This is a genomic window from Paenibacillus allorhizosphaerae, assembly GCF_042659105.1.
GTDB lineage: Bacteria > Bacillota > Bacilli > Paenibacillales > NBRC-103111 > Paenibacillus_G > Paenibacillus_G allorhizosphaerae.
Genome location: NZ_JBHSRV010000015.1, coordinates 1 through 14,830, shown reverse-complemented (window position 1 = coordinate 14,830; position 14,830 = coordinate 1). Strand labels below are relative to the sequence as shown.

Annotated in this window: 12 protein-coding genes; 1 reads left to right on the top strand and 11 read right to left on the bottom strand. The window is 53.7% G+C overall.

Annotation, left to right across the window (positions count from 1 at the left end; translation table 11 throughout):
* Positions 1-208 precede the first annotated feature (208 nt).
* The 9 genes from opp4C to ACFQI7_RS31250 form a co-directional block, all read right to left on the bottom strand.
* Positions 209-1,093: an oligopeptide ABC transporter permease gene (gene opp4C, locus ACFQI7_RS31290; protein WP_218101785.1), complete on the bottom strand. Its 885-nt coding sequence runs from the start codon at positions 1,091-1,093 to the stop codon at positions 209-211.
* A gap of 3 nt (positions 1,094-1,096) precedes the next feature.
* Positions 1,097-2,068, bottom strand: coding sequence for an ABC transporter permease (locus tag ACFQI7_RS31285; RefSeq protein ID WP_218101786.1), 972 nt, complete (start codon positions 2,066-2,068; stop codon positions 1,097-1,099).
* Positions 2,069-2,103: 35 nt separating this feature from the next.
* The gene (locus ACFQI7_RS31280; RefSeq protein ID WP_218101787.1) at positions 2,104-3,765 is read right to left on the bottom strand and encodes a peptide-binding protein; all 1,662 of its coding nucleotides are present in this window, start codon (positions 3,763-3,765) and stop codon (positions 2,104-2,106) included.
* Positions 3,766-3,800: 35 nt separating this feature from the next.
* Entirely contained in the window at positions 3,801-4,757 is a 957-nt protein-coding gene (locus tag ACFQI7_RS31275; RefSeq protein WP_329958273.1) for an ABC transporter ATP-binding protein, read from the bottom strand.
* Between the two features lie 406 nt (positions 4,758-5,163).
* Positions 5,164-6,141, bottom strand: coding sequence for an ABC transporter ATP-binding protein (locus tag ACFQI7_RS31270; protein WP_218101788.1), 978 nt, complete (start codon positions 6,139-6,141; stop codon positions 5,164-5,166).
* Positions 6,142-6,406: 265 nt separating this feature from the next.
* The gene (locus ACFQI7_RS31265) at positions 6,407-8,107 is read right to left on the bottom strand and encodes a M3 family oligoendopeptidase (RefSeq protein WP_218101789.1); all 1,701 of its coding nucleotides are present in this window, start codon (positions 8,105-8,107) and stop codon (positions 6,407-6,409) included.
* Between the two features lie 165 nt (positions 8,108-8,272).
* Positions 8,273-9,151, bottom strand: coding sequence for a polysaccharide deacetylase family protein (locus tag ACFQI7_RS31260; RefSeq protein ID WP_218101790.1), 879 nt, complete (start codon positions 9,149-9,151; stop codon positions 8,273-8,275).
* Between the two features lie 27 nt (positions 9,152-9,178).
* The gene (locus ACFQI7_RS31255; protein ID WP_218101791.1) at positions 9,179-11,209 is read right to left on the bottom strand and encodes a penicillin-binding transpeptidase domain-containing protein; all 2,031 of its coding nucleotides are present in this window, start codon (positions 11,207-11,209) and stop codon (positions 9,179-9,181) included.
* Positions 11,210-11,435: 226 nt separating this feature from the next.
* Positions 11,436-12,500 (bottom strand): aromatic acid exporter family protein, encoded by a 1,065-nt coding sequence (locus tag ACFQI7_RS31250; protein ID WP_218101792.1) that lies wholly within the window; start codon positions 12,498-12,500, stop codon positions 11,436-11,438.
* Positions 12,501-12,696: 196 nt separating this feature from the next.
* On the opposite strand from ACFQI7_RS31250, the gene ACFQI7_RS31245 reads away from it, so the two are divergent.
* Positions 12,697-13,995, top strand: coding sequence for an MFS transporter (locus ACFQI7_RS31245; protein WP_218101793.1), 1,299 nt, complete (start codon positions 12,697-12,699; stop codon positions 13,993-13,995).
* A 50-nt stretch (positions 13,996-14,045) separates the two neighbouring features.
* On the opposite strand, the gene ACFQI7_RS31240 is transcribed toward ACFQI7_RS31245, so the two are convergent.
* Both ACFQI7_RS31240 and ACFQI7_RS31235 read right to left on the bottom strand, forming a co-directional pair.
* Positions 14,046-14,561 (bottom strand): hypothetical protein, encoded by a 516-nt coding sequence (locus ACFQI7_RS31240; protein WP_218101794.1) that lies wholly within the window; start codon positions 14,559-14,561, stop codon positions 14,046-14,048.
* A 186-nt stretch (positions 14,562-14,747) separates the two neighbouring features.
* Positions 14,748-14,828 carry an IS3 family transposase gene (locus ACFQI7_RS31235; RefSeq protein WP_377517545.1) on the bottom strand — a complete coding sequence of 27 codons (81 nt, stop codon included), beginning with the start codon at positions 14,826-14,828 and terminating at the stop codon, positions 14,748-14,750.
* Positions 14,829-14,830 lie beyond the last annotated feature (2 nt).

Sequence of the window (14,830 nt, the reverse complement as noted above, 5' to 3'; positions counted from 1 at the left end):
GGCTCATGAGGTTCATCCGCTTCGACGAAAGACAACAATATAAGAAAAACTCCTTATCGGAGTCCTTCAAAGCAGCCAGACCGTTTTTAGCGGTAGTTTTTCTTGGTACAGAAAATTTCCGTTCGCTTTGTTGCTTCACTGAACTAAAATTTTCTGTATCGTTAAAGAAAAGACCCCCGGTACCACCGGAGGTCTGCGTACATTCGGTTTATCGCGAATCGAGTGCGCTGCGCAGCCCGTCGCCGATAAAATTAAAGCACATGATCGTCAGGAAGATCATAAAGCCCGGAATAATCGGAAACCAAGGCGCTTTGGTCATGATCGTCAAGCTTTGCGCGCTCTGGAGCAAGTTCCCCCAGCTGGCGTCCGGCGGCTGAATGCCGAGACCGAGAAAGCTGAGACTCGATTCCGTCAAAATCATGCCGCCCATTTGCAGCGTAGCGGAGATGATGACCGGCGCGACCGCGTTCGGCAAAATATGCACGAAGATGATGCGGAAGTCCGACATCCCGATCGTCCGGGCGGCATCGACGAATTCCCTGTTTTTTACCGAAAGAATTTGTCCGCGCAGCAGCCTGGCTTTGCTCATCCAACCAAAGGCGACAAATACGATAATGATATTGACCAAGCTCGGCCGGATCAACGTCACGACCGTAATCAGGACAAACATCGTCGGGAAGGCCAGCATGACGTCGACGATCCGCATCAGGATGCTGTCCACTTTCCCGCCGTAATAGCCGGCGAGCGATCCCACCGTAATGCCGATGATGACGTTGAACAATACCGAGAAAATACCAACCGATAGAGATACCCGTGAACCGTATAGAACACGGCTCAACAGGTCTCTTCCCAGGTCGTCCGTTCCGAACCAATGCTCCTTGCTCGGCGGTTTCAGCCGGTTCATCAAATCTTGATCGGCCGGATTATACGGGGCAATGAGCGGCGCGAACAGCGCAAGCAGGATGAGCGCAGCCATCACGAACAAACTGATCAGCGCCAGTTTGTTGCTTTTGAACCGTTCCCAGGCGCGGTTCTTCTGGGATGGAGCGGCGATGCCCGCAGAATTGTTGGGAGTTGATACAGCCGTATTCATAGCTTACGCTTTCACCTCGCTTTTGCTCAGACTGACCCGTGGATCTAGCATTGCATAAGACACGTCAGCCAGAATGCTGCCTAATACATACAAGAAGGCAACCAGTGTCGTAATGGCAAATATGACCGGGTAATCCCGCTGGAAGGCCGCCTCCGTAAAGAGGCGTCCCGTACCGGGTATGCTGAATATCGTTTCCACAATGACCGAGCCGCTGAAAAAACCGGGCAGCGACAAGCCGAACAGCGTTGCCAGCGGAATGAGCGCATTGCGCAGCCCGTGAATCGTCAGCACTCGCCCGTCATGCAAACCTTTCGCTTTGGCCGTCCGCATGTAGTCCTGATGAATCACTTCCAGCATGCTGGAGCGGACGTAGCGAATCCAGACGGCCACTTCCGAGCAAGCAATCGTAAATACCGGCAAAATCAAGTGGCTCACCCGATCCATCAGGCTAAACGGCCCGTTAATCGACTGAAGTCCTCCCGACGGCACCCAGCCGAGCCTCACGGCGAAGAACATGATGAGAAGCAATCCAAGCCAAAAGCCGGGAATCGAAATCCCGACGAATGTCAGCGCCGATACGACCTGATCCAGACGCGAATTCACTTTAACCGCACATAAAATGCCGAGCGGTATCGCAATCAGCATGGCGACGATAAAGCTGGTCACCGTAAGAAGAAGCGTGTTCGGCAGCCGATCCCACAACAGGTCGGCTACCGGCTGGTTTTTCAGGAAAGAAGTGCCGAAGTCCCCCTGCACCATGCCGCTGACCCATTTCCAATACTGAATATAGAGCGGCTGATCAAGTCCGTAAGATTTGATCATATTCTCCTTGTCGATCGCTTTGATCGTCGGGTCTTCGATAAACGACGATAGCGGGCTGCCCGGCGCCATGTGAATGATCGCAAAGGACATGATCGTAATCCCGATCAGAATGGGTATGGCATTCAGCAAACGCCGCAGTACGTAACGGACCACTAATTGTCACTTCTTTCCGCATAAAGTCTCATGATTTATTTCGTGAAGTACCATTTCTCGATTTCTTTCAAGTTGTCGCGATTCGGATTGAAGCCTTCCAGATTGCTCGGGTAAGCCATCGTAACCGTCGGTGAATACATGAACGTGTACGGCTGATCCTCCGCTACCAAGGCGTCCACTTTATTTAAAAGCTCTTTCCGTTTCGCTTGATCGAACGTCAGCAAATCTTCTTCAATCAGCTTGTCGACTTCCGGATTTTTATACGTAATGTAGTTGGAACCCGCTTCGATGGAAGAGGAATGCCAAATGCCTTTCGGATTCGGGTCGCCGGAAATGCTCCAGCCATGGAACAAAGCGACGAAGTTTTTGGAAGACCAGTTCTTCGTGAACGCCGAGCCTTCTACGGAACGGGGCTGAACGCTGATCCCCACTTTTTTCAACTGCTGCTGAATGACCGTTACCGCTTTCTCGCGCACTTTGTTTCCTTGGATCGTCTGCATTTCGAACTCGAACTTCTGGCCGTTCTTATCCAGAATGCCGTCGCCGTCCGAATCTTTCCAGCCGGCTTCCGCAAGCATTTTCTTCGCTTTCTCCGGATCGTACGGGAACTTCGGCACGTTATCGGTGAAGGTCCAGTAGCTCGGCGCGGTCTGGCTGTTCACAAGCTTGCCTTGACCTTCTACAATGCTATCCACGATGCCTTGACGGTCAATGGCCGTCGTCAGCGCTTGACGCACTTTCTTGTCCTGGAACAGCGGATTGGTCAGGTTCCAAGCGACGAACTGGTACTGGCCGGTGCCGATCCCTTTTTGCAGCTTGATTTTACCGGATGTTTTGGCGTACTGGTCCATCGCCGCCAAGTTGTCGACCGGAACGCCTACGACGTTGATTTCGCCGGTCTGCAGCTGCGCCATTTGCGCGTTGCCGTCCGGGATGATTTTCGCCGTAACCTTCTCGATCGCCGGCTTGCCTTTGTAGTAGTTCTCGTTGCGAACGAAGCGCAAATATTGACCTTGCTTCCATTCTTCCAGCTTGTACGCGCCGGAACCGACCGGCTTCTTGGCGAAGTCCGATTTCTCCATATCTTTCACCGGAATGTCCTTGAGCAGATGCTCCGGCAAAATGTTGTAAATGAGCATATCGATATAGCCGGCATGCGGCTCTTTGAAGGTGAATTTGACCGTATAGTCATCCACTTTCTCTACCTTGGTCACCTTATCGAACGTACCTTTTCTCGGTCCTTTGTAGTCGGGATGAATCGGAATGTTGTACGTAAATACAACGTCTGCCGCCGTTACCGGCTTGCCGTCCGTAAATTTCGCGTCGTTGCGAATCTTGATCGTCATTTCTTTCTTGTCCGCCGAGAACGTCGGTTGTCCTACGGCAAGGTCTGCAACGATATCCTGCTTCTCGTTGAAACGGTACAATGCGCTGAACACAAGCTCGATCACTTCGCTGGAAGTCGTCGTCGTTGCCCAGAAGCGGATAAAGTTTTGCGGGTCCGCCAAATAAGCCGTGATGATTTCGCCGCCGTCGATCTTCTCTTTCTTGGAAGCCTCCGCTGCCGGTTTGTCGCCTGCCGGCTTGTCCGTTGAAGCCGTGCCTCCTCCTCCGGAGCAAGCGGATAAGAACAATGTCGTCGACATAACTGTGGCAAGCGCGATACTCACGCCTTTGCCGAATGGCTTAAACAACATAATGTGTTCCCCTCTCTTTGATATAAAAATGTTGGCTATATGAAATGGCAGGAGGCAAAGTGCCCCGGCTCCAATTCCCTAAAGGCGGGTTTTTCCGTACGGCATCTCTCCGCAGCGTGAGGACAGCGCGGATGGAAGGCGCAGCCCGAAGGCGGATTGGCGGCGTTCGGCACCTCTCCGCTAAGAATGATGCGCTCGCGCCTGCCGTCGATGGCCGGCTCCGGCACCGAGGACAAAAGCGCTTGCGTATACGGATGCTTCGGGCTTTCAAACAGCTGGTCGCGGCTTGCCGTCTCGACAATTTGACCCAAGTACATGACGGCCACCCGGTCGGAAATATGCCGCACGACGCTCAAATTGTGCGAGATGAACAAATAGGACACCTTCGTCTTTTCCTGCAGCTCGCCGAGCAAATTGACGATTTGCGCCTGGATCGACACGTCCAATGCAGACACCGGCTCGTCGGCAACGATCAGCTTCGGACCCAGCGACACGGCGCGGGCGATCGCAATCCGCTGGCGCTGGCCGCCGGAAAACTCATGCGGGTACAATCGGGCCGATTGTGCGCGGAGACCAACCGTCTCGAGCAGCTCTTCCGCCCGTTTCATTGCCTCGCTCCGGCTCATGCCGGTTTGCACGATCAATGGCTCGGCAATCGCTTTGCCTACCGTAATGCGCGGATTGAGCGAAGCGTACGGATCCTGGAACACGCACTGCATGTCCTTGCGAATAGGGCGAAGCTGCCGCTGGCTCCAGTCGCCAATGGAGACGCCGTTAAATTTGATTTCGCCCCCGGTCAAATCGAGCAAACGCAGCACAAGACGCCCGACGGTCGATTTGCCGCATCCGGATTCGCCCACGATACCGAGCGTCTCCCCTTCGTACACTTTGAAGCTGACGTCATCGACAGCTTTGACGGCGCCTTTCTTCATATTCCCGCCGATGCCAAAATATTTCTTCAATCCGTTGATTTCCAAAAGCGGAGCGCTCACGTTCCAAAATCCCCCTTATGTAAAGAAAAACTGCCGATTGAGTCGTTCCAAGCGACATACATGCGTGATCAAGCTCATTCAAGGACAGACGAACGCAATGTGCCATTCGGCTGAAACCATGCAAGTGTTGATACAACTATGGCTGATGTTGACGCTTTTCTTGAAGGATCGGAACGTTCCGTGTCGGGTGGAGCAAGAAAAGCCGTGAAGTCGAGGCTTCTTAGAGGAAAATACGTTCGAGCCAAATCGAAGCATTTCCTGAAAAGTTACGATGTTGGCTGCGTTTGAGTTGTGAAGTGACATTCGCGTTTGGAATGAAACTTTTCTTGAAAAATAGAAATTATTTTATAAGTAAAGTTTATAAATAAATCAAATTCGGTTAATATATCGTTGCATCCGACCTTGTTTACGCCTTAAGGCACCGTACTTTGTGCCCGCCGCCGAGGTCCCGCAGCTCCAATTGGCCCTCCCGGCATTCCATCGTCGCAATCGGACAACGGTCCGCAAATCGGCATCCGACCGTCAACGTCCCTGCCGGAGGCACGCTGCCCGCAATCGGCACAAGCTTCTCGATCGCTCCTTGCATACGCGGCGTCGACTGCAGCAAACCTTTCGTATACGGATGCTTCGGCGATTTGAACAACGTACGTACGTCGGTGGACTCTACGATTTGCCCGGCATACATGACAATGACGCGATTGGCCATCTCGGCCACCACGCCAAGGTCGTGCGTAATGAACAGGACGGACATGTCCGATTCCTTGAGCAGTTGACGCAGCAGGTCAAGCACCTGCGCTTGAATGGTCACATCCAAAGCGGTCGTCGGCTCATCCGCGATGAGCAGATCCGGCCTGCATGCCATAGCCATCGCCAGCATGACACGCTGCCGCATCCCTCCGGACAACCGGTGAGGATATTCTTTCCGAATCCGCGAAGGCTCAGGAAATCCGACCCGGCGCAGCCACTCCTCCGCCATAGTAATCGCTTCCGTCTTGGACACGCCAAGATGCCGGATAATCGCTTCGGTCAATTGCATGCCGATCGTCAGCACCGGATTGAGCGAGGTCATCGGCTCCTGGAAGATCATCGCCATCTTCCGTCCCCGGACCTGCGAAATTTCCTTCTTGTTCAGTCCGACCAAATTTCGCCCGCGAAACCGCACTTCACCGTCCGCAATCTCCCCTGTCCGGGGAAGCAGCTGCATAATCGAGAGGGAGGTCATGCTTTTCCCGCAGCCCGATTCGCCGACCAAGGCAACCACTTCGTTCTTACCGATCTCAAAATCGATGCCGTCTACTACGGTCACTTCCCGCTTCTTGTCTTTAATTACCGTTTTAAGCGCTTTAACTTCCAAGATTGCCTCGGACAGGGGGTTCACCTTCATTTCGATCTTCGTTTTGAAAAAAATAGATATGTAGCGTCATTTTACGATTAATTGACCAAGTTGTCATTAAAAATTTAATTTATCTGTATATAAATATTTTTTATAATACCATAAAATAAGGGTTTATATCTAAAAATATGCCATCAAAATCGATTTCCCGTTTTCTGTAAGGGATTATATGTTAATTTATCAATAGTCCATTCTCTTGTGAAAACAAAAAGAACCGCATCCCCGGTGCTTCGCCGAGACATGCGGTTCTTTTTTCCTAAAACTGGCTAAGATCGGCCCGTTCCAGCCATTCCCCGATTTCATCGATTACGGACGCCACCGTTCCTTCGGTGAACGGCGAGCGCAACCCCGCTACCGCTACCAGTTCGGTAAACGATCCGCTGCCGCCCTCTTTGCAGAGACGAACGTAGTCCGTCCATGTATGTCCGGCGTCCGCCTGGGATTTGACCCAGAACTGCAGCGCGCAAATTTGCGCCAGCGTGTAGTCGATGTAATAGAACGGCGAGCGGAAAATGTGACGCTGCTGGAACCAGTAGCCGCCGCGGTCCAGCAAGTCGTTTTCCTCCAGCGCGAGGTCGGGACGGTAGATGCGCTCGAGCTCCCGCCATTTCGCTTTGCGCTCCGCCGGGGTTGCACTCGGATTCTCGTATACAAAGTGCTGGAATTCGTCGACGGCCGTACCGTATGGAATAAACAGAATCGCATCGCTCAAATGCGCGTATTTGTATTTCTCGGTATCTTCCTGGAAAAACAGCTCCATCCACGGCCAGACAAGAAATTCCATGCTCATGGAATGAATCTCGCACGCTTCCAGCGTCGGATGCAAATACTCCGGCACGGTATGATGGCCGCTCATATATTTCTGGAACGCATGGCCCGCTTCATGGGTCAGCACGTCGATATCGCCGCTCGTTCCGTTAAAGTTGGAGAAAATGAACGGCACCCGGTGCGTCTTAATATAGGAGCAGTAACCGCCTACGGCTTTGCCGGGCTTGCTGACCAGATCCATCAGCCCCTGCTCGGTCATCATCCGGAAGAACGTGTCCGTCTCCGGCGACAGCTCGGCATACATCCGTTTGCCGTTCTCGATAATCCAGTCCGCATCGCCCTTGGGCACCGGATTGCCGGACGGGAACCGGTACTTGTCGTCGTAGTACGTCAGTTGATCGACGCCTAGAAGCTTCGCCTGCTGCTCCCGGATGCGTGAAGCGAGCGGAACGAGATGGGCGCGAACCTGCTCGCGGAAAACGGCTACGTTCGCGGCGTTGTAGTCGGAACGCTTCATGCGCGCATAACCCAGCTCCACGAAATTGCCGTAGCCGAGCTTATGGGCAATCGCCGTGCGTACTTTCACGAGCCGGTCGTAAATATCGTCCAGCTCCGCTTCATGCTGCGCAAAAAAAGCATACTTCGCGTCCTGCGCGCGTTTACGCGTTTCCCGGTCCGTTGATAACGTATAAGGGGTCAACTGAGCCAGATTGAGCTGCTTGCCTTCGAAGTCGATCTGCGCGGATGCGGTCAGCTTCACGTAGTCGGAAGCCAGCTTGTTTTCCAGCCGCAAATCGTCCACGATTTCCTGAGAAAACGTCTTGACCGTCAGTTCGGCGATGCGAAACAGCTGTTTGCCCCACTTCTCCTCCAGCTGCGCGCGGAAAGGCGAGCGCATCAGCGCCTCGTAGTAACGGGATACCCACCCTTGGTAGATCGGCGTATTCTGGTCAAAAAAGTCCTGCTCCGCTTTGTAAAACGCGTCCTTCGTATTGACGGTGTGCCGTATGCGGGCGATAGCCGACATCGAGTCGAACTCGCTGCGAATTTGGTTGATTCGTTTCAGCACCACTTCCTGTTCGTCCGCCGACGCCACTGTGGACAGCGACGCGAACAACGCCTCCATCCGCTGCTGCAATTGCTCCATATCGGGGCGGATGTATTCGAAATCTTCAAATCGTTGAGACATAGTCCATTTCGCTCCTTCGTCCGTTCATGCTTTTATTGACCTATGTTAGAAACATAACCGGGGGAGGAATAAGTTGTCAATATAAAAGAAGAAACCCTCCTAGCCGCGCGCGGCGGCAGAAGGGTTACGATTTCGTAATAACAGGCTGTTTGCAGGCAGAGGCAGTCAGCTTCCGTGACGCTGCAGATCGCGAACGTCCCGCCACGAAATCGGAATGATACGTTCGTCCCGCAAGAGCTGCCTGATTTCCTGATCCAGGAAAATGCGGTATTCCATCTCCCTTTTCTGCGCATCGGGAACATGCTTCGAAACCGGGCCAAGCGCGGGGTGAAGGGTGAACTGCGTGATGCCGGGCTTCAATCGCTTCAACGCGCTTGCCACCCCGGATTTGTACCGCTCGTACGTTTCCCCGTCCTGCACGGCAAACGGGAAGGCGATCATATCGTCGATAAGCAAAATGCCCCGCAGGTCGGCAGACTCGATCCTGGCGGCAAAACGGCGCCTATGCTCCGCCGCGATAAAAGGCTGCTCGACAATGCGTTTCGGCAGCAAAAACGGCAGCCGGTGCGCTTCGCACAAATCGAATATGATATCGAGATAATCACGACCGCCTGCCAGCCCCAATACGCTGCCTTGATGGCTGTCCAGGTGTGTCGGGTCCAGTCCCAGTGCGAGCGCCCGCTCCACCTGGCTTTGCAGCTCTCGCCTCACCTCGCCGGGGTCAGCCCGCTGTTCCAACGCGGCCGGATCATCATGGAAGCGCCCTTGCTCCGTCAGCAAGCTGCCCACATCGGCAAGCGGAGCCACCGGGGCATACGGGCCGGTTAGCGTGAGATGTACGCCGACCGCTGCATGCTCCAGCCTTTTGGCCGCTTCGACGGCCTGACAAACCGACCCGGCCGGTACCATCAGCGATGCGGACGTAACGGCCCGCTGTTCAAAAAGATCGGTGATCGCCCGATTGACCTCCGGTGAAAGCCCGTAGTCGTCCGCGTTCACAATCAGCAGACGTTCGCCGGCATCGAACGGTCCTTTGCTCGACAAAAATTCCATCTCTCCTCACCAATCCCATTAAGGCTTTAAGTATTGCGTGAACACCTGCTTCACCTTCGGAGCCAAATGATGACTGCCTCCATGGTCCTGAACATCTTCCAGCATAAGCGCAAGCAGCAGTTTCGGCTGATCGGTGTTGTAGGCTACAAACCAGCCGTCTTCTTTACCGGTGACGCCTTGGCTTTGTTTCCGTTCGGCGGTTCCCGTTTTGCCGGCAAGCGTAATGCCTTTGATTCGAGCACCGCGCCCCGTTCCTGAAGCATTCTCGATCACCTGGATCATATCCTGCTGGATGACGGAAGCGACATCGGGACGAACTACCTGTTTTTTCCATACGGTGCCGCCTTTCGGCCCGCCCTCTTCCTGAATGAGCACCGGGGCGATCATATCGCCGCCGCTTACGAACACCGTATAAGTGAGCGCAACATGCAGCGGATTCATCTGCACCTCGCCTTGCCCGTAACCGGAATCGGCAAGCTGGATTTCATTATTCATCTTTTTGGCTACGAGCGTAGACTTATCGAACGGATACGGCAGCGGCAGCTTCTCGTCAAAACCGAACTTCCCCGCTTCGGCCAAAAAGCGATCGCTCCCGAGCTCTAGCGCGGTTTGAGCAAAATAAATATTGTCCGAGTACAGCAGCCCTTTCAGCAAATCGACGCTCGTCGACGCCTCTGACACGCGGGTGACGCTGTAATTACCCCAAGAGCCGTCTTTCTTCCATTGTTTCCCGACAATCGTTCTCGTCAGCTCCGGCGTGATGACCCCGGTCTGCAAAGCGATCGCCCCCGTAATCGGCTTGAACGCCGATCCCGGTGAGTACGTTCGCGCAAAGCGGTTGAGCAGCGGCTTGCGCACATCTTCGGTCCATTGCTTCCATTGCTCCGGCGTAACGCCGGACACGAAAGCATTCGGGTCGTAAGAAGGCGTGCTGACAAGCGCAAGCACTTCCCCGGTTAAAGGCTGAATAGCGGCTCCCACTCCTGCATCGCTTGCCATCTGGTCGTAGATCAAACTTTGCAAGCCCCCGTCGATCGTCAGATGAATCGTCGCCCCGTCTTCGGCATTGCGCCTTGCGAGCTCCGCCTTTTCTTGGCCGCTGGTATCCGTTATGTAAATTCGTCCGCCGTCCTTCCCCCGCAGCTTTTCCTCCAACACTTGTTCCAATCCCGCTTTGCCGATCAGATCGTCTTGGCCGTAGCCTTTGATTTTCAGCTTTTCCCACTCTTCCGCGTTGATTTTGCCGACATATCCCGTAAGATGCGCGGCCGCTTCCTGATAAGGATAGGAGCGCACTTTCTTCGTCTGCGTCGCCACCCCTTTGACGGCGAGAATCTGCCGCAAACGCTCATCATCCTTCGCTAGCAGCGCAACCGGTACGAACAAATCCGGTTTGACCCATGGCGCTTTCAGCTTCTTATCCAGGTCGTCCTCGCTCATCTTCAGCAGCTCGGCAAGCTGCCGGATCGAATCCGACGCCGGCTCCGACACTTGTTTCGGAACGAGGCCGATCTCCAGCTTGTCTTCATTCACCGCCAGCCCTCGGCCCGCGCGGTCCACAATTTCCCCCCGCTTCGCTTTCAATGTCAGTGCCCTTACTTTATCCCCCTCGCCGAGCTGCGGAAATATCATGGACGGCGTCCAGTCCACGAACCACCCATTTTGCTCCTTCACCATGACGGCGGTCGAGTCGTAGGCAACCGGTCCTGCAAAAGTGTCCATTTCCATATGAAATGGTAACGGTTTGCGGTCTGCCTTGCCCGACTGTGCAGAAGCTGCGTTCCCGGGAGCGGCGTCCGTCACGATTGCGGGAGCAAGACGGGATGCTTCGATCCCTTCATAAATCGATTGATGTCTTTGGACGAACGCCTCTTTTGGCATAGCCGACCGGGCACGGGAAGAGAGCGCTTCGTACATCACCTCATAATCATGCTTGGCCCACGCCGTCAAAAACGACTGCATTCGTTCTTCGGCTGACGGAGGTTTGTTTCTGCACCCGACCGCGACCGTCATTAATACGAGCACCAACAACAGCTTTGTCTTTTTCATGATGTCACCGCCTGCCTGATTGGATAAGTTTGCATATGTTCCAACCTATTGTAGCGCAGGCGGCAGCCATAAGAACATGAAGCGCGGGTAACAGTTCACTTATAACCGAATGACGAAAAAAAAGTCTCCCCGGCTCTTTAGCCGAAGAGACTTTCCGACGCAACGCATGCTGCAACGGTTAGATCGATTCACAATCTCAGTTGTAGGCCATGACGGTGACGGCCGGTTATTTCATGCGTATGCTTTCGAGCAAAACGTCAAACGGCTCCTTCTCCTCCGGCTCTCCGCGGTGAAAATGCTCCACCAGCTTATCAAGCCTTCCTGTCTGATGACCGTAGTCGTACATCGTTGCCGCCACGACCGACAGACGCAGCATGCCGTCGGGCTTTTCGCCATAACGTTCGATAAGCGTCGTCATAAACCGCTCGTTCTCGGCCTCGATATCGAACTCGGTGCTGTCCGCTTTCAGCTTGTCGTCGAATTTGAGCAGCACATGCTCGTGAAACTTGATCAGCCGCTCCAAATGCGCGTCGAAGAAGGCATCGGTTTGGGCCGAGCGGGCCGACTGGAAGTAATGCTCCTCCACCGCATCGATCACTTCAAGCCCTTTGTACAGCGTATGCAGCATTTGCTTGTACACGACCAATTGGCGGATCCGGCCAAAGCCCGCGCGCTTCACCTTTTTGACCTCTTCCTCCATGAGCTTGTACTTCTCCGCCAGCGAGCGCAGCGCATTCCGCAGCCCTTCCTTCTCCTCGCGGAAGACGCTCTCCTTCATCTCGTCGGAAATGACGGTGCGCAAAAGCAGCGAAATGGTGCCGAACACCGTGTGAATTTGCGCGCTGAACTGCTGCTTCGGCTTCGGGGGAAAGAATATGACGTTGATGATAAAAGCGCTGCCGATCCCGATCAGACTAAGCAAGAAGCGATTCATGGCAAATTGCCATTCGGCCGAAGCTTCCATGACCGCCACGACGGTCACCAGCGTCAGCCCGATGGTCTCACCCATCTTCATCCGTAAGCAGATGATAATGACGAGGATGCACACGATTCCGATGGCGATCGGATTGTTCGAGAAAAACATGCCCGCTAGCAGTGCAAGCACGGCACCGAGCACATTCGTTTGCAGCTGGTCGAGAAAATAGCGCCAGGACCGGTAAATCGAAGGCTGCATGGCAAAAATCGCCGCCACAGCCGCGATAACGGGAGGGGTAAAGTCCAGCCAGGCGCTAATATATAACGATAATGCAACCGCGATCCCCGTCTTCCATACGCGGGCGCCGAATACCATATGGCCCCTCCTCTTTCTCCTATATTAAACCTTATCTTACACGGCACAGGCTTCGGATGCAAAGGAGTCGGCCGGCAGCGAGAAATTCGAGTCGAAAAATGGACCAAATCAAGTTTCTATAGATCGCCGTCGAGCCATAGGCTACAATGAGGAAAGAAACCGTCGTTTCACCATGAACAACCCGAGGTGGCCCATTGTGGAAGCCAAATATAAAGTACTGCGGGACAATATTCATCATAATCTGTGGAACGGAATTTTCTGGGCGATCGGCTTCAATCTGGTCACGCCCTTTATCGGCGTGCTGGCGGCCCGCCTAAACGCAACCAACAGCGAGTATGCGCTGCTCTCCTCCGTGCCCGCCCTGTTAACGATTTTAGTAACTCTGCCTGCGGCACTCATTCTCGGCCGTTTCCGCAAGCAAAAACGGATCATTGCCGGCCTCATCGTGCTTTGCCGCTTCTTTTATTTCCTCTTGATCTTCGTTCCCTTGCTTCCCGTCTCCAAGGTAATGGCCTTAATTGTTCTCGTCGGCTTGTACAATGCGACCAATACGATCATTTCCGTAGCGTACCAATCGATGATGGGCGAGATTATCCCGCTCGGCTATCGCAACAAAGTGTTCGCCCAGCGCAATATGTGGACCGGGGTATGCGGCATGATCGTCGCGCTGGTTGCCGGTTGGGGGATCGACCGATTGACGTATCCGCTTGGCTATCAGCTTGCGTTCTCGGTCGGGTTTATTGCAGCGATGGTGGAAACGTGGTATTTCATGAAGCTCAAAATTCCGAGCGAAGACATCGAGCCGGATGCGCCGCACGCTTCCGGAACCATCGGCGAACCTGCTTCTTCCCTTCCAAAAAACAATTTCAAGTCGCGGATTGGCCGATTCAAACTGAACGTCCAGCTCCCTTTTTATTTGTTTTGCGGAAGCGCCGTCATCTACCTGTTCGCCTGGCAGGCCGCTTGGCCGATTTTTACAAAAATCAAGGTCGATACGCTGCAAGCTACGAATATGATGATCAGCATCGACGCGATCGCCGGGGCGGTAGGCTCGCTAATCGCCTTTCGCCCGTGGGCTTTCATGGCCGACCGGAAAGGCAACGGCTTTACCGTATTCGGTTCGGCGCTCTCGCTCGCGCTGTCGCCATTCCTATGGATCTACGCGCCGAACATGATTTGGATTTGCTTCTATGACTTTCTTGGAGGCTTTTCCACCGCAGGGTTGACGCAAGCGATCTTCAACCGTCTGCTCGAAATCGTCCCGGAGCAAGGTCGGCAGCGCGCAATCGCCATCTACACAACGCTGTCGCAAGTGTCGGCCGTATTCGCGCCGATCGCGGGCATGGCCATGTATTCCAGCGTATCTTACACCGCCTGCATGAGCGTACTCGGCATCGGCCGCGTCATCGGGGCCGTGTGCTTCCTAATTATTTTGTTTCCCGCCGTAGCCGGCTGGTTCCAACAAATGCATCGCCAAAAAGGGCTGCCCCGGTAATCCGGAGCAACCCTTTTTTCATCATCCGACTTCCGATTCATCCAGCCGCTTCACCGGGACAGCTGCTTCTGTTTCCGTAAAATAAGCAGGTTATAACCGACATAATAAGCAAACATCACAAGCAGCAGTCCGGCCGTCCACCCGCTGACCATCGTTTGCAGCTTGCCCGCAAGCGTAAGGCCTCCCTGCACGCCGCCGCCTTGCGGCATCGAGTACATATCGTAAAAACGATAAATCAGACGCCCGAAAAACAGTACGGTAACGGCGACGCCAATCCATGTGTTCGGGCGGTAGTGCCACCGTCCGCCGCGCTGCTCGAAACGGGTCAATGCGGCACCGTAATAGGCGAGCATGAGACCAAGGAGAATTCCTATCGCATCCGAGATCAGGCTAGTCGCGTAGAACGCCCCCTCTATCAGAAGTAGCATTCCGATTACGGAGAAAATGACAGTGAATAACCGCATTTTTCCCGGCTCCAGCTGCTGCCAACCTATGTTTCGGCGCACGCGCCGGAACATTCTGTACATCACAAATAAACATAACAACATAATGATAATACCTTGCATCTGCACTTCTCTCCTTTTGATAATATCGCTTAGTTATGATGTTACTTCAGACAACGCTATGAAGACGACTACCCCGGGATACATTATTAACGAAGTCAAGTCTCTACCTGCAGATAGAGGCGAAGATAAAGAGGCCATCGCCCGATGAACTGCACCCCGTCAAGTAGACAGTAGAAATAAAAAAACTTATGCGGCCTTGGTTCGAAATTCCATCGGACTGAGGCCGTTTAATTTTGCTTGTAATCTTTCATGATTGTAAAAATAAATAT

Coding starts and splice junctions, on each gene's coding strand:
- ACFQI7_RS31265 (WP_218101789.1), bottom strand. CDS start 8,107: ATGTCTCAACGATTTGAAGATTTCGAATACATCCGCCCCGATATGGAG.
- ACFQI7_RS31280 (WP_218101787.1), bottom strand. CDS start 3,765: ATGTTGTTTAAGCCATTCGGCAAAGGCGTGAGTATCGCGCTTGCCACA.
- opp4C (WP_218101785.1), bottom strand. CDS start 1,093: ATGAATACGGCTGTATCAACTCCCAACAATTCTGCGGGCATCGCCGCT.
- ACFQI7_RS31250 (WP_218101792.1), bottom strand. CDS start 12,500: ATGGTATTCGGCGCCCGCGTATGGAAGACGGGGATCGCGGTTGCATTA.
- ACFQI7_RS31240 (WP_218101794.1), bottom strand. CDS start 14,561: ATGCAAGGTATTATCATTATGTTGTTATGTTTATTTGTGATGTACAGA.
- ACFQI7_RS31255 (WP_218101791.1), bottom strand. CDS start 11,209: ATGAAAAAGACAAAGCTGTTGTTGGTGCTCGTATTAATGACGGTCGCG.
- ACFQI7_RS31270 (WP_218101788.1), bottom strand. CDS start 6,141: ATGAAGGTGAACCCCCTGTCCGAGGCAATCTTGGAAGTTAAAGCGCTT.